Source organism: Kitasatospora sp. UYEF31 (assembly GCF_057291755.1).
Genome location: NZ_JBXAWK010000045.1, coordinates 15,183 through 29,771, shown reverse-complemented (window position 1 = coordinate 29,771; position 14,589 = coordinate 15,183). Strand labels below are relative to the sequence as shown.

General features: G+C 68.1%; 14 protein-coding genes and 1 pseudogene. 5 read left to right on the top strand and 10 right to left on the bottom strand.

The window, feature by feature from the left end; all coding sequences use genetic code 11:
• The first annotated feature begins 115 nt into the window (after positions 1 to 115).
• Positions 116 to 1,963, top strand: a complete 1,848-nt coding sequence (locus tag AC0Z36_RS21235; protein ID WP_485464567.1) for a glycosyl hydrolase family 18 protein — start codon at positions 116 to 118, stop codon at positions 1,961 to 1,963.
• Between the two features lie 326 nt (positions 1,964 to 2,289).
• Here AC0Z36_RS21235 and AC0Z36_RS21230 read toward each other — a convergent pair whose 3' ends face one another.
• The 3 genes from AC0Z36_RS21230 to AC0Z36_RS21220 all read right to left on the bottom strand — a co-directional run bounded on the left by AC0Z36_RS21230 (position 2,290) and on the right by AC0Z36_RS21220 (position 5,724).
• Positions 2,290 to 3,876, bottom strand: coding sequence for an alpha/beta hydrolase (locus tag AC0Z36_RS21230; RefSeq protein WP_485464566.1), 1,587 nt, complete (start codon positions 3,874 to 3,876; stop codon positions 2,290 to 2,292).
• A gap of 308 nt (positions 3,877 to 4,184) precedes the next feature.
• Positions 4,185 to 5,081, bottom strand: coding sequence for a class I SAM-dependent methyltransferase (locus tag AC0Z36_RS21225; protein ID WP_485464565.1), 897 nt, complete (start codon positions 5,079 to 5,081; stop codon positions 4,185 to 4,187).
• Between the two features lie 439 nt (positions 5,082 to 5,520).
• A complete protein-coding gene (locus AC0Z36_RS21220) occupies positions 5,521 to 5,724 on the bottom strand; it encodes a cold-shock protein (RefSeq protein ID WP_485464564.1) in 204 nt (67 codons plus the stop codon).
• 355 nt (positions 5,725 to 6,079) lie between these two features.
• Here AC0Z36_RS21220 and AC0Z36_RS21215 point away from each other — a divergent pair, with 355 nt between their 5' ends.
• The gene (locus AC0Z36_RS21215) at positions 6,080 to 6,409 is read left to right on the top strand and encodes a YkvA family protein (RefSeq protein ID WP_485464563.1); all 330 of its coding nucleotides are present in this window, start codon (positions 6,080 to 6,082) and stop codon (positions 6,407 to 6,409) included.
• Between the two features lie 51 nt (positions 6,410 to 6,460).
• Here AC0Z36_RS21215 and AC0Z36_RS21210 read toward each other — a convergent pair whose 3' ends face one another.
• The 6 genes from AC0Z36_RS21210 to AC0Z36_RS21185 all read right to left on the bottom strand — a co-directional run bounded on the left by AC0Z36_RS21210 (position 6,461) and on the right by AC0Z36_RS21185 (position 10,956).
• Positions 6,461 to 6,874 (bottom strand): STAS domain-containing protein, encoded by a 414-nt coding sequence (locus AC0Z36_RS21210; protein WP_485464562.1) that lies wholly within the window; start codon positions 6,872 to 6,874, stop codon positions 6,461 to 6,463.
• Between the two features lie 153 nt (positions 6,875 to 7,027).
• On the bottom strand, positions 7,028 to 7,483 hold the full coding sequence (locus AC0Z36_RS21205) for an STAS domain-containing protein (RefSeq protein ID WP_485464561.1): 456 nt from the start codon (positions 7,481 to 7,483) through the stop codon (positions 7,028 to 7,030).
• A gap of 203 nt (positions 7,484 to 7,686) precedes the next feature.
• Positions 7,687 to 8,553 (bottom strand): ANTAR domain-containing protein, encoded by an 867-nt coding sequence (locus AC0Z36_RS21200; protein WP_485464560.1) that lies wholly within the window; start codon positions 8,551 to 8,553, stop codon positions 7,687 to 7,689.
• Entirely contained in the window at positions 8,550 to 9,281 is a 732-nt protein-coding gene (locus AC0Z36_RS21195) for an ANTAR domain-containing protein (protein ID WP_485464559.1), read from the bottom strand. The genes AC0Z36_RS21200 and AC0Z36_RS21195 overlap by 4 nt, the downstream gene beginning before the upstream one ends.
• Positions 9,282 to 9,668: 387 nt before the next feature.
• Positions 9,669 to 9,842, bottom strand: a complete 174-nt coding sequence (locus AC0Z36_RS21190) for a CsbD family protein (RefSeq protein ID WP_485464558.1) — start codon at positions 9,840 to 9,842, stop codon at positions 9,669 to 9,671.
• A gap of 493 nt (positions 9,843 to 10,335) precedes the next feature.
• A complete protein-coding gene (locus tag AC0Z36_RS21185; RefSeq protein ID WP_485464557.1) occupies positions 10,336 to 10,956 on the bottom strand; it encodes a cyclodeaminase/cyclohydrolase family protein in 621 nt (206 codons plus the stop codon).
• Between the two features lie 246 nt (positions 10,957 to 11,202).
• Between AC0Z36_RS21185 and AC0Z36_RS21180 the strand changes: the two genes are divergently transcribed.
• Positions 11,203 to 11,865: an NAD(P)H-binding protein gene (locus AC0Z36_RS21180; protein ID WP_485464556.1), complete on the top strand. Its 663-nt coding sequence runs from the start codon at positions 11,203 to 11,205 to the stop codon at positions 11,863 to 11,865.
• A 266-nt stretch (positions 11,866 to 12,131) separates the two neighbouring features.
• On the opposite strand, the gene AC0Z36_RS21175 is transcribed toward AC0Z36_RS21180, so the two are convergent.
• A complete protein-coding gene (locus AC0Z36_RS21175) occupies positions 12,132 to 12,623 on the bottom strand; it encodes a carboxymuconolactone decarboxylase family protein (RefSeq protein ID WP_485464600.1) in 492 nt (163 codons plus the stop codon).
• Positions 12,624 to 12,927: 304 nt separating this feature from the next.
• Here AC0Z36_RS21175 and AC0Z36_RS21170 point away from each other — a divergent pair, with 304 nt between their 5' ends.
• Positions 12,928 to 13,404 carry a MarR family winged helix-turn-helix transcriptional regulator gene (locus AC0Z36_RS21170; protein WP_485464555.1) on the top strand — a complete coding sequence of 159 codons (477 nt, stop codon included), beginning with the start codon at positions 12,928 to 12,930 and terminating at the stop codon, positions 13,402 to 13,404.
• Positions 13,405 to 13,619: 215 nt separating this feature from the next.
• Positions 13,620 to 14,459 (top strand): annotated as a pseudogene (locus tag AC0Z36_RS21165) (pentapeptide repeat-containing protein); the annotation flags it as partial.
• Positions 14,460 to 14,589: the final 130 nt, after the last annotated feature.

Genomic DNA, 14,589 nt, shown 5'->3' with positions numbered 1-14,589 from the left:
CCAGACCTTTCTAGGATCGCCACACTGCTCGGCGATCGCGTGCGGCTGCCCCGTGCTCGTCGGACGGAGCACGGTCCCACCTTTCTGCAAGCCCGGACCTCACCTGGGAGCAGTTTTGACCAGTGCACCGCGAACGCGCGTCCGCCATCGGCTCAGGGCAAGGATCGCCACGGCTCTGGCGGCGCTCGCCCTCCCCCTCGGCTTGATCGTCGGCCTGCCCACCCCCGCCGCGGCCGCCACTTCGGCGACGGCCACCTACGTGAAGACCCAGGACTGGGGCACCGGATTCGGCGCCCAGTGGACCATCAAGAACACCGGTACCACGACGCTGAGTTCGTGGACCGTCGAGTGGGACTACCCCTCGGGTACGTCGGTCACCGGGTTCTGGGAGGCGGACGTCACCTCGTCCGGCAACCACTGGACCGCCAAGAACAAGTCGCACAACGGCACGCTCTCCCCCGGCGCCAGCGCCACCTTCGGCTTCAACGGCGCCGGGCCCGGCGCACCGTCCGGCTGCAAACTCAACGGCGGTTCCTGTACCGGGGGTTCGACCCCCGGCGACAACCCGCCGTCCGCGCCGGGCACCCCCGTCGCGGGCAGCGTGGGGAACACTTCCCTCACGCTGACCTGGCCGGCCGCCACCGACGACTACGGGGTCCAGAACTACGACGTCTACCGGAACGCGGCGAAGATCGCGACGGTGACCGGGACTTCGTACGCCGACACCGGCCTGACCGCCGGAACCACGTACAGCTACAGCGTGACCGCCCGCGACACCGCGGGACAGACGGGCCCGTCGTCGCCGGGGCTCACCGTCGCCACAACCGGCGGGGGCGGCACCCCGGGCACGGACAAGGTCAGGCTCGGGTACTTCACCGACTGGGGCGTCTACCAGCGCAACTACCATGTGAAGAACATCGTGACCTCGGGGTCGGCGGGCAAACTGACCCACATCAACTACGCGTTCGGCAACGTCACGGGCGGGCAGTGCGCGATCGGCGACGCCTACGCGGACTACCAGAAGACGTACGACGCCTCGAGCAGCGTGAGCGGTGTCGCCGACACTTGGGACCAGCCGGTCGCGGGCAACATCAACCAGCTGCGCGAACTGAAGAAGCTGTACCCGAACATCAAGGTGCTGTGGTCCTTCGGCGGCTGGACCTGGTCCGGCGGCTTCGCCCAGGCCGCGCAGAACCCGGCGGCGTTCGCCGACTCCTGCTACAAAATGGTCGAAGACCCGCGCTGGGCCGACGTGTTCGACGGCATCGACATCGACTGGGAGTACCCCAACGCCTGCGGCCTGACCTGTGACACCAGCGGGCAGGCGGCGCTGAAGAACCTCCTCGCGGCGCTGCGCGCGAAGTTCAGCAACTCGGCACTGGTGACGGCCGCCGTCTCCGCCGACGGATCAGCGGGCGGCAAGCTGGACCAGGCTGACTACGCCGGCGCGGCACAGTACGTCGACTGGTACAACGTGATGACGTACGACTTCTTCGGCGCGTGGGACAAGACAGGCCCGACGGCCCCGCACTCGCCGCTCACTTCGTACAACGGCATCCCGGTCGCGGGCTTCAACAGTGACGCCGCCATCCAGAAGTACCAGTCCAAGGGCATCCCGGCGAACAAGCTGAACCTCGGCATCGGCTTCTACGGCCGCGGCTGGACCGGTGTGACGCAGGACGCCCCGGGCGGTACCGCGACCGGGCCCGCGCCGGGCGCGTACGAGCAGGGCATCGAGGACTACAAGGTGCTCAAGTCCAGCTGCCCGTCGACCGGCACCATCGCGGGCACGGCGTATGCGCACTGCGGCACGAACTGGTGGAGCTACGACACCCCGTCGACGATCGCGGGGAAGATGACGTACGTGAAGAACCAGAGCCTGCGCGGCGCGTTCTTCTGGGAGTTCAGCGGTGACACCGCGAACGGCGAGCTGATGTCCGCGATCGACACCGGACTGAAGTAGGGCGGGAGTCACCGGACTGAGGTAGGGCGGGAGTCACCGGACTGAGGTAGGGCGGGAGTCACCGGACTGAGGTAGGCCGGGAGTCAACCGCCACAAACCCGGGGTGCGGGTCCACCTCCGCACCCCGGGTTCCCCTGACAGACGTGACAGGACCGAAGGGCCGGTGGGGTGTCCCACCGGCCCTTCGGATTCCGACTGCCCCTAAGGGCGTCGCCCAGAACAGGCCCTGGACGATCTCGGCCTTCCCGGTGGCCGGGTCGAAGACCACCGAGCCCTTCTCGAACCGCCAACGGCGCACCGGCGGATTCTGACCCCGGTCGTACGGGTCAGGGCTTGCAGGTGCGTCCCTTGGCCGGCACGGTGCCCGCGTTGAGGTAGTCCTCGACGACACCGCTGATGCAGCTACCCCGCCCGTAGGCCACATGGCCGTCGGCGTCGTTGACGACGAGGGTGGCGTTGGCCAGCTGCTTCTCGACGCGTTGGGCGTCGGTCAGCGGGGTGGAGTTGTCCCGGGCGTCGTTGACCAGCAGGATGGGCGCCGATCCGGCGGCATTGACTGCGGCGGACTCCGCGGTGGGCGCGGTGGGCCAGAAGTCGGAGACCGCGCCCAGCAGGGTCAGGCTAGCGCCGAAGTGCGGGGAGAGCTTGTCCGCTGCGGCGATGTCGTTGTCGAGCTTCTGGGCCACCTTGTCCGCGGGCACCGGGTAGTCGGACGGCTTGCCCTCCAGCGCCTTGACGGCCACCCGCGAGTCCTGGGACGAGTTGTAGTGCCCCTTGTCGTCACGGCCGTTGTAAATGTCGGCGAGGGCCAGCAACGCCGACGGATCGCCCTGCGTGGCGAAGGCGATGCCTGTCAGCAGCTGGGAGCCGTTCGCGTCGGGGTCGTAGGTGGCCTGGAGCGCGGCGATCCGGGCCAGGGTGGGGCCGAAGTTGCGGCCGTCCTGGGCCTTGAGCGGGCTGGTGGCGAGCTTGGCGAGCAGGTCGTCGAAGTGCTTGGCGACGGAGGCGGTATCGGGCCCCAGGGGGCAGCTTTGGCCCTCGGTGGCGCAGTTCTGGAAGATCGTGGTGAGGGAGCTCTCAAGGGCCTTCCCGGCCTCGCCGTCACCCTCCTCTTTGCTCTCGCTCTTGCCCGGGTTGTCGACGGAGTCGAGGACCATCCGGCCGACGTTCTGCGGGAACTGACCCGCGTAGACCTGGCCGATCCGGGTGCCGTAGGAGATGCCGTAGTAGGAGAGTTTCCCGTCGCCCAGGACGGTCCGCATGACTTCCATGTCGCGGGCCACGTTCTCGGTGCCGACGAACGGGAGGATCTTCCCGGAGTTGGTGGCGCAGGCCGCCGCGTAGGCCTTCACCGCGTCCAGAGCCTTCGGACGGGCCGCGACGTTGCTGAAGTCAGTGTCGAAGTAGGCGTCCTTGGCCTTGTCGTCCAGGCACCGGACGGGTTCGCTCGCTCCGACACCGCGCGGGTCGAATCCGACGAGGTCGTAGCGCGCGTTGAGCTTCTTGAGGGTGTCCAGGCCGTTGGCGACGTACTCCATCCCGGATTCGCCGGGGCCTCCGGGGTTGACCAGCAGGGAGCCGAGCCGGTTGCCGGGGTCGGTCGCCTTATGGCGGTTGACCGCGATCTTCATGGTGGCGCCGGACGGGTTGCCGTAGTCGACCGGAACGGTGATGTGCGCGCAGTCGAGACCCTCTGTCTCGGGGCACGGCGCCCACTTGGGTTTCTGGGCCGTGAAGGCGGTGAGCGTCGCCGGGTCGGGTGCCTTGTCGGCCGCCAGGGCGGTGGCGGCGATGGTGCCGGACGCCTTGGGGGTGCCGCTGGAGGTGGCCGTGTCCTTGCTGTCCCCACAGCCGGCCGCGCAGACAGCGGCCAGAGTGGTGGCGGTGATTGCGGCGAGTGTACGACGGGGCAAGACGTGCTCCTAGGTAGTGGCGCCGACCGGGTTGTCCGGCCCGGAACGCCGGGCACTGACCGGCGGTACAGCAAGATCCAGTAGAACCGGGCACGGAGGATGCGGCAACCGGGACCGGGCCGCGGACCCAACTGTTCCCCCAATTGCACGCACGCCGGACCGACGTCGGGAACATCGGTCGCCACCGGCCCGCCCACCGGCCCGCCCACCGGCCCGCCCACCGGCCCGCCCACCGGTCACTGGTCACCGCCCACCGGACCCAATTCTTCCAAGGAAAAGCTCACGTACGGATGACCCGCGCGACAGGCCTACAACCGGTTCCGGCACGCGCGGGCCGTGTGCACGGTCGTGGCGGTGAGGTAGAACGCGTCGGGACGCCACAGGATCCCGTGTCCGGAATCCCGGTCGAGGAGCTGGTCCAGGACCGCCCCGTCCGCAGCGTCCAGCCGGTCGGCGGCCATCGCGCGCAGCCGGCTCAGCTGGCCGTAGAGGTATTCGCGGACTGGCAGGTCCAGGGGAGACGGCAGGTCGGTGAGGAACGTCCGGGAGCCGGTCGGCACGAGTCCCGCGCGGGCCAGCATCGCGGGCCAGTCCTCGACCGTCCCGACGGCTCCGGGCAGGTCGGCGCGCATGGCGGCGAACCAGTCCTCGTTGGCGGCGTCCAGCCGGGCCTGGAGCCCCGGGCGGCCCAGGCCGATGTCGCGGGGGAGGAAGCGCGGGGCCAGCCCGCGTTCGGCGACGGCCAGCAGACCGCCGGGACGCAGCGTCCGCGCCAGTGCGTCCAGCCCGGCCTGCTGGTCCCCCAAGTGGTGCATGACCTGGCTGGTCCACACCAGATCAGCGGAGCCCAGGCTGTCGAACCCGCCGGGCAGGTCGGCCGTCAGGGTCGACACCCGGTCGGCCATCCCCAGCCGGACGGCCCGGGCGCGGGTCCGGTCCAGTAGCGCTTCCGTACCGTCGACGGCGACCACCTCGGCCTGCGGGAACGCCCCCGCGAGCAGACATGAGGCCACACCAGGACCGCTGCCGACGTCCAGGAGCCGGCTGACGTCGGCCACCGCGTACCCGTTCCGGAAATACAAGTGGCGCAGCCAGCCCGCCGCCTCTTCCAGGAAGGGGATGTTCAGCTCGGCCTCACGCTCCAGCTGGGTGCCCAGTGCTTCCCAGTCGATGTCGTCGGCGTGGTGGTGCTGATGGCTTGTCACAGCGTTTCTCCTGCGGGCGGGGGCCGACGACGGGCGTACGGAGGACAGACGGACGGGGAACAGAGCACGTGGGGCCGGACGGCCCGATCCGCTGCGCCGGAGGTCACCCGGGGCGGCCTCGGAGACCTCGTCGCTCTCTTGCTGCGGAGAACACTGCGGCCGTGCCACTGCATTCCATGTACGCCCGACAGTTCCGGTACCCGCGGCTGGACGGACCACCGCGCGTACGTCCGCTGCGACAGGTGCCACACAGGAGAATCCACCGGGCTGGCCCGGCATCAGGTCAGTTCGGCCGGCCGGCGACAGTTCCGACTGACTGACTCGTACTGGCTGCCGCGGGAGCCGCGGCGACCCGTTCAGCACGCCGCACAAGACGCCAGACAGGCGTCAGCGCCCCGTCCCAGCCAGACGGGACAGGGCGCTGCGGGAAGAACTCTGCTTATACGACCGTCACGTTCTCAGCCTGGGGACCCTTGGGGCCCTGCGAGACCTCGAAGGACACAGCCTGGTTCTCCTCCAGCGACCGGTAACCGCTGCTCTGGATGGCGGAGAAGTGGACGAACACGTCCGGGCCGCCACCGTCCTGCTGGATGAAGCCGAAGCCCTTTTCAGCGTTGAACCACTTGACTGTGCCTGTCGCCATGAGAGCTGATCCTGTCCTTCGCATGCCACAACGCGACTTCGCCGCGCCCCCCGTAACCCCATGTGCGGCTCCGGCCCCTGAACCTTGCCCTCCCGCCACCTGTTCTGGCAACGGTCGGTGGCAATGTGGCTGCCGTTATCAGTCAGAATGCGCCAACAGTGCCCACCCAGATCACCCGGCCGAGCCGGACCGGCCGCTGGCAGCCACTGTGTTGACCATCGGCGTCCTGCGGTTGTGCGGCCCGGATCACCCTGCTTTGTTCGACCGGAGCCCAATGATCAATACGGCCGGATGTCGTACCTGCCGTCAGCTCCCGATGGGCTTGGCACGCCCAGGAGCGGGCAGACAGGACCCCATGGAAACCTGGGTATGGGTCGTGACCGTCAGCGCGGTGGTGGTCTTCTTAGTGCTGTTGGTGATCGTCGTGCGCCTTGTCGGCCGGCTGCGCCGGGCGTGGGACCAGGTGCGCGGCCCGGACGCGACGTCGTACGAGAGATTCCTGTTCTTCGGTGCGCTGATCTACGCGGTCAGCCCGGTCGACCTGCTGCCCGACCCGATCCTGATCGACGACATCGGGGTGCTGTTGTTCGCCGTGCGTTCGTTGGAGGGGGCCGCCGACCGCAAGGGACTGACCGCTGCGGCCCGGGCCGCCACCCAGGTGCGCAGGCGGTACCAAGCGCGGTGAAGCGTGGCGGCGGCCTTCCGTGTTTCGCGTTCAGCCGCGCCGAGCGTCACCTCAGCGGCGTTCCGGACCCCGCAGGCCATCGTCGTAGGCCTCTTCCAACGTGCTGACGGGGTAGTAGCACTGGGCCTGGTGCAGTGCTTTCAACTGCCACGGATTCGTGCAGACCAGCCCCAAGTAACCGTCGCGCTCCAGGATCTGACGGCGGGCCCGGCCCAACAGCGACAGGGCGGAGGCGCCGAAGAAGCCGACCGACCGCAGGTCCACGATCACTTGAGGGTGTCCCGTGGTGGTCGCGGCGTCCACCTGCGCGCTGATCTCCGCGACTGATTCCACGTCGATGTCACCATGGAACTCGATGACGGTGAACCCGTGCGCGCTGTGGGTGCGGGCGTACGGGGGCGGTGCTGACACCTCATCCCGGGCGAAGTCGATCCGGCCGAGCGTTGTGTAGCGGATTTCAGACATGAGGTGCCCCCAGGTTTGTCGGCCCTGTGTGGCAGGAGCGTGCTGAATCGACCACCGCCGGAGTCTGGGGTGACAAGCAGGGACGCTAGAGCAACTTGTCGGTGAGTTGTCCGCTCTCCTGAAATTTCCTCACTCGTATGAACTAACTTCGCGTCAGTTCCCTCGGAACGCTGACTGTTCTGGTAGTGGCGAAATCAGTTCGGACAGCGCCGCAGCACCCGCGGCATAGGCTTCCTCCGGCGTGCTGACCGGACGGAAGATTTTGTGCAACTTGACGATCCGCAGCACCTTCAGGTGCCACGGGTCCACGCAGACCAGTCCCAGGTAGCCGTCCCGGTCAAGCGTGCGCTGGCGGGCCCGGCACAGCAGCGACACAGCGGAGGCCCCGAAGAATTCAGCCGACCGCAGGTCCACGACCACCCGGGGACGCTCAGCCGCGGTCGCGGCGTCCACGTGCGCGCTGACCTCCGCGGCGCTGTCCAGGTCTATGTCACCGTGGAACTCGACGACGGTGTAGCCGCTCGCACTCCGGGTGCGGGCGGCCGGGCGGGAAGCCTTTCCCTGTACGACGGTAGTCCAGTCGAGCGCTGTGTAGCGGATTCCGGACATGGTGTCCCCTGGGCCTGAAGGCCTTGCCGGGGCAAGGCTGCGATGAGCAGACGACCACCGGGGGCTGGGGTGACAATCAGGAAGGTATGTGGAGTTGCAACTAAGGACTCACACTTGCCGCGCATGTTCACTCGTACGGGTTAACTCTACTGTCGTGTCTGCGAAATTTCCCCAGTTGCTGAAAAGACGTCACCAGTTGTGGTTCAGGCGCTGGCGAATCCCGGGTTCCCGGAGTCTTCGCGCCCGGAGTCTTTGCGCCCGGAGTCCTTGCGCCCGGAGTCCTCGCGCCCCGAGTCCTCGCCCCCGGAGTCCTTCTGACCCGCTGTGAGCGAGTCCCCCAGCGGAATCGTCGTGACGTCGAACTTGCCGTCGATGATGTCGCGGGCGAAGTCCGCCAGCCGCAGCCGGTGCGTTCGGGCATAGCCGCGGAAGACGTTGAACGCGTCGTCCACCGAGATCTGCCACCGCTCCGCCAGGATGCCCTTGACTTGCTCAAGGATGACCCTGCTGGACAGTGCGGCCTGCAGCTGGCTCCGCTCGATGTGGCTCTGCTCCAGGAACCGCTGCTGGAGGATCGCGATGGTCGCGATGTCGGCGAGGGCCTGCGCAAGGGCGATGTCCGGCGCTTCCAGCCGGCTGGACCTGGTCTGGAAGAGGTTCAGCGCACCCACGACCCGGTTGCGCAGGCGCAGCGGGATCGCATGGGTGACGACGTACCCGGTCTCCCGGGCGCGGGTGGCGAAGTTGGGCCACGTGGCGGTGACCACTGTGTCGGTGAGGTCGATGTTGGTACCGGCTTTGCCCGTGCGGTAGCACGTGACACAGGGCCCCTCGTCGCTCTGGATGGCGAACAGCTCGAGCAGCCGCGCGTGTTCGTCGGAGGCGGCGATGGTCTGAAGTTCGTCGTGCGTGTCAACCAGGAGGATCCCCGCAGCTGAGACGTCCAGGAGTTCCACACAGCGACTGGAGAGCCGCTGCAGGAAGTCGATGACGTCGAAGTCGTCGATGAGGGAATCCGCAACCTCCACGAAGATCTCGGTGATTCGTTGCTCACGAAGCATGATTGTCATCCCCTTGTTCCCTCGGGCATTTGAGGGTCGGTCATATCACTGTGGAAGCGCAGTCGTCTGGACACAACGTTTGCGGCGACTTCCCCCAAATTGTGCGTGCTGCTGAAAGCGAAGGCCCGCAGGCGCAAGAGCGCCTCGGTCAGGGAGATGTCCAGTTGGACACTGACCATGCCGGCGGCCTGGTGCACCACGGCCCGTTGGAGCGCACCGGGGGACTCCGACCGGTGCATCCACGCGTCCAGCCGGCGGTCGTCCCGGCCGAGGAACAGCAGCGTCAGCGCACCGGCGAGTCTCGTCGCGTCAATCGCCTCCTGCTCCGTCATCACCCGCGCTTCGGCGCACGTGGCGGTCAGGACACCGACGTTGATCGCGCCGATGTTCAGCGGGAAGCAGAACACCGCCCGCACCGGCAGGAGCGCCGCGGCAGGCAGCAGCGCAGGCCAGCGGTCGGGTCGCACGGCGGTCAGATCGGATTCGCAGACCGCGTTCCCTAACTTGGCCGCATCCGGACCTGGACCTTCGCCAAGAGTTGCCTGGAGTTCTTCGAACCGGGTGCCGACACGGCCGGAGCACCAGACGGGTTCTGTGAAGGTGTCCGCTGCGCCGCTGTCGACGAGGAGGGAGACCGCGATGTCGTCGACGCCCAGTCGGGCAGCCGCCTCGACAGCCAGGAGGGTGTTCGCGTTCGGCAGTTTCCGCAGGATGTCGGCCATCCGCTCACTGATCACGGGGCCCGCCTCCGGGTATGGACGCCTGGTTGGTGTGCTGGATCCAGGTGGTCGGCAGACTGATTCCGCGCGACGGGTTCGAAGTCCCCGTCCGCGAATTCTCCACCGGAGAGTAGCGCACGGGGAAGGCGGGACGGCACGGTGACCACAAGAAAATATGATCTTCGATTTCGCGGCGGAGTGCCGCGTTGACCAGGGGAGTCCCGTGGAACGGACCACCGCCAACCCGGCTCGGGAATCGCAGCATTCCCACGGTCAACGCAACGCTTCCCGGCCCGGACGTAGTACCTCCCGGCCCGGACGTGACACCTCCCCGGATCTGACACACCCCCGGGCCCGCGGCTGCGCACAGCCGCGGGCCCGGGGGTGTGGATCCCTGTGGGGGAGTCAGTGCTTGAACGCGTCCTTGACGTGCTCGCCGGCTTGCTTCACATCGCTCTTGGTCTGCTCGGCGCGGCCTTCGGCTTCGAGGCTCTCATTGCCGACTGCGCTGCCGGCTTCTTCTTTGACTTTGCCCTTGGCTTTGTCAGCGGCGTTCCGGGCTTTGTCTCCGGTGCTCATGTGAATTCCTCGATTCCGTCGGGTTTGTTGGCACGCTGCGCCTACCCGGGGATCAGCGGGCTATGCCGACGTGTTTTCAGGGCTGCACGCTGAGTCGGGTCCGCTCGCCCCGCCGGACTGAAAAAACCACGAGGTGGACGGACTTTGTCGCGTCTCGGTGCCGGTGCCGGTGCTGGGGCTGGGGACGGTGCTGGGGCCAGGACCGCGGCCGGGCTGCCCGGGTCGTCAGTCGATCGAGGCTTTCGCGGCGGTGCGGACGTTGTCGAGGGTGCTCTTCGGCTCGACCAGGTCCAGGCTGACGCCATGGGCGCGCAAGTGCTTGCCAGAGGCGGTACCGCCACGTCCAGTCGCCGCTGCTGCCGTGCCCGCCGCACCCGGGACACCCGGGACACCCGGAGTGCCCCGAACATTGATCCTGGACAGCGTGCGTATCGTGAGTCCGTTTTGCGGTGATCTATTCCGCAAAAGGCCCATGATCAACGCGCCGGGTCATTTACTTTGCGATGTCCCGGCGCACGGTTTCAGTGATCTGTTCGGCCCGTGTCACATGCGCGTCCACTCCGGCGAGCACTGCTGTCAGCGCGGCGCGGGTGCTCTCGCCTTTGATGCCACCGAGGTTGATCTCGACGTTGACCCGCGCTGTAGTCAATGCCGCGCGGGCGGCTTCGGCAGCGGCGGCGACGTCGGTGATCACGTTGCGGTTGCCGATCGGCAGGAGCTCTTCGGCCAGTGCGATCAGGCGACTGGCCAGTGCGATCGTGTCCGCGGGGGGTTTCGCAGCCCCAGCCAGCGCCGCGGTGATCGCAGTGCTCCGTACGGCCTTGTCTTCCTCTGTGGCCTTCGGCAGCCGGTAGGCATCGATGACAGAGGTGAACGCAGCGGTGTCCTCACTGGCCAGTTCCAGTGCTCGGTCGCGCAACTGGTCGGTCTCGTCGAGCATCTGATCGATGGTCACGGCGTGCGCCGCGTACAGCTCGCCAGTGCTGTAACGCGCCACCATCCCCAGCAGCGCGGCCCCCTGCGCGGCATGCAGCGCGGCACTGGCGCCACCGCCCGGCACGGGCACCTGTGCGGCCAACTGTTCCAGGAATCCGCTGATCGTCTGATCGTGCATGGGTGCCTTCTTACGTACGGTTCGATGAAGCACGGCTGGGGACGGGGCCGCAGGAGCCATCGCCGTACGCAACCAAGGTAGAGGTCCAGGGGTGGTGCTTGGCGGTATGGGTTGTTTCTCGCAGGTGGGAGGCCCCGTGCGGAGGGGCACGGGGCCTCTTCGGACGGAGAGCTGGACGTCCAGTGCAGAGCGGCACAGGCCCCCTCCGAGCGGTGCTCGGACGCCCCGCGGCGTAGGGTCTCTCCCATGCGCATTGTCATCGCAGGTGGACATGGTCAGATCGCGTTGCGGCTCGAGCGGTTGCTCGCCGCGCGCGGTGACGAAGTGATTGGTCTCATCCGCAACCCGGAACAGTCGGACGACCTGACGGCCGCAGGTGCCCAGTCGGTGGTGTGCGACCTCGAGACTGCCGCGGTCGAGGACGTCGCGCGGCATCTGGAGAACGCCGACGCTGTCGTCTTCGCAGCGGGAGCGGGGCCGGGCAGCAGCATCGGACGCAAGGAAAGCGTGGACCGTGGAGCAGCCGCGCTGTTCGCGGACGCTGCGCAGGCGGCTGGAGTCCGACGCTTCATCATCGTCTCCGCGATGGGGGCTGACCGTGAGCCTCCGGCGGGCACCGACCCGGTCTTCGCGGCCTACCTGCGCGCAAAGGGCGCAGCGGACGACGACGTACGCAGTCGCTCCGCACTCGACTGGACCGTCCTGTGCCCCGGACGCCTCACCGACGACCCCGGTACTGGGCTGGTCACACTGGCGGAATCCACCGGTCGCGGCGCCGTGACCCGCGACGACGTCGCTGCGGTGCTGGCGGCGCTCCTGGCTGAGCCGGGAACGGCGGGCTGGACCCTGGACCTGATCGGGGGCGACGTCCCGGTCGCGGCGGCGGTCGGGAGCGTGGCCAAGGGCTGAGGGGGAGTGCGGAGGACTCGGTCGGTCCGGCGGTCAGTCACACGGGCCGCCGTTCGCGGTGCGGTGTCGCGGGTGCCCGGAGCACCTTGCGGGTGACACGTTCGGCGACAGCGGTGACCAGGGCGCGGGGCCACCTTGATCGACGCCCACGTCGATCCCGACTGGGTCCGCCGGGTCTACTACGCACTCCTCGGCGAATCGCTACAGGGTGCGGACGCGGACAGTGACCCGGACTTCCTCTTTCCGCAGATGCCAGGTGTCAGTTGTCAGGCCTCCCAGGCGAACGCCGCGAGCTGCGGGTCCAGTGGTGCCTGGGTCATCCGGTTCGCGAGTGTCGACATCGTGTAAGCACCGATGCCGAGCACGATCTCCAGCGCGTTCTGCGGTGTGTAGCCGTGCGCGAAGAACTCCTGCAGGCGGGCGTCGTCGACGCCTCCGGCGGTGGCGATGACATCAAGCGTGAACAGCCGTACGGCTTCGAGGCGTTCGTCGGTCAGTGGCTTCTGGTCCCGGAGTTCAGCGATGAGGCCGGGCCCCGCGCCGAGTGCTGTCAGCTTGGCCGTGTGCATGGCTACGCACACGTGGCAGCCGTTGCGGGTGGCGATCGTCATGATCAGGACCTCGCGGGAGAGCGGGTCGAGGGTGGTCGTCTCGAAGAGCGCGCTGATCTTGAGGAAGCCGTCGAGCAGTTGCGGCGAGGCGGCCAGGCGGGCGACCGGCGCCGGCAGGTAGCCAAGTCGTTTTGTCGTCACTTCCATAGACCGGCGGGCTTCGGCGGGGGCCGACTCGGTGGTGTGCTCCTGGAAGGTGGTCACGGTAATTCCCCTGAGTACGTGCGGTGGACGAGCGCGGCTGACTGTGGAGGCAGTCGGTGGTTCGTGTCGGTGTACGGCCTTACCGGCAGTCCTTGTCATCGACAGTTGCGCGAGCGCTAAACTCGACAACGTAATTGACTAAACCGTAAACTAGGTTGTCGAGTTTCGCAACAGGCGTGAGGCGACGGCGGGTGCGGTATCCGCGGGTACGGCAAGGACGGGTGAGCCGACAGTGAGCAGGCCAGCGATGCGTGAACCGGCAGACGAGACCCACGGGTTCGAGTTGCCCCTGCTCCTGTTCGCCGGATTCCGGTCACTCATCGACCAGTTGCACGCCGAACTGGCCGAGGAAGGACACCCGGACGTCCGCCCGGCGCACGGCTTCGCCATGCAGGCGATCGGCGTCAACGGCGCGACCGCCAGCGAAGTGGGCCGCCGACTCGGCGTCTCCAAGCAGGCGGCGGGCAAGACCATCGACCGCCTGGCGGAACTCGGCTACGTCGAACGCGTCGACGACCCGGCGGACGGCCGGCGCAAAGTCGTCCGCCTCACCGCGCGCGGCATCGACTCGCTGGTCCGCTCAGCGGCGATCTTCAACGGGCTGCGGGCGCAGTGGGTCAAAGCCCTCGGCGCGGGACGGGTGCGGAATATGGAAGCAGACCTGCGCGCGGTAGTCCCGGCGGACGGGTTCCGGCTGGATGCGGCGGGGTGGTTCGGGAGCTGAACCCGGCATCCGCACGCGCTGAACCCGGCATCCGCACGCGCTGAACCCGGCATCCGCGTCGGCGGCGATCGGGGCCCTGACCGGCTACGATCGGAATCGGTGTACGGATCACCCGATCGCGTGGGTCGGGCAAGGCCGAGGCCCCGGGCGATACCCTTCACTCACCCGGGCACCCCGGAAAACGCTGCTCACCACGCACCAGGAGACCAGGCACGTTGTCCGAGAACCGCAAAACCGCGCAGTCCGTCACGCCCCCGGAAGGCCGCGCCAACCTGCTGGCTGACTGCGGCAGTTGCTTCGGACTGTGCTGCGTCGCGCTGGCCTTCACCGCTTCGGCGGACTTCGCAGTCGACAAGGCGATCGGTAAGCCCTGCGTCAACCTGAAGACCGACTTCACCTGCGGCATCCACCAGGACCTGCGGCAGCAGGGCTACCGGGGCTGCACGGTCTACGACTGCTTCGGCGCGGGGCAGAAGGTCTCCCAGGACACCTTCGGCGGCAAGGACTGGCGGGAGGCTCCGAAGACGTCGAAGAAGATGTTCGCCGTACTCCCGGTCATGCGGCAACTCCACGAACTGCTCTGGTACTTGACCGAAGCGCTGGCCCTGGCTCCGGCCCGCCCCATCCGCGCTGAACTCAGCCGGGCGGTCGAAGAGACCGAACGCCTCACGGGCTCCAGCGCCGACGACCTCCTCGAATTGGACGTCGCCGCGCACCGCCAGGGCGTCAACACCCTGCTGCTGCGTACGAGCGAACTGGTGCGCGCCGAAGTCCGTGGCCGGAAGAAGGACCACCGGGGCGGCGACCTCTTCGGGGCCAAGCTCAAGGGCGCCGACCTGCGGGGCGCAGACTTCCGCGGTGCCTACCTCATCGCGGCCGACCTGCAGGGAGCCGATCTGCGTACGGCCGACCTCATCGGGGCCGATCTCCGGGACGCTGACCTCAGCGGCGCTGACCTCCGGGGGAGCATCTTCCTCACCCAGGCGCAGGTGAACGCGGCCAAGGGCGACGCGGCGACGCGGCTGCCGGCGGAGTTGGTGCGCCCGCTGCACTGGGCGCCGTCCGGTGCCCCGGTCGCGCCTGGAGCCGCGGCGACTAAGACCACACCGACGAAGGCCGTACGGACTTCAACCGCGCCGGTCAGAACTGCCCCAGCCAAGACCCCGACCACCGCGCCGGCGCCCA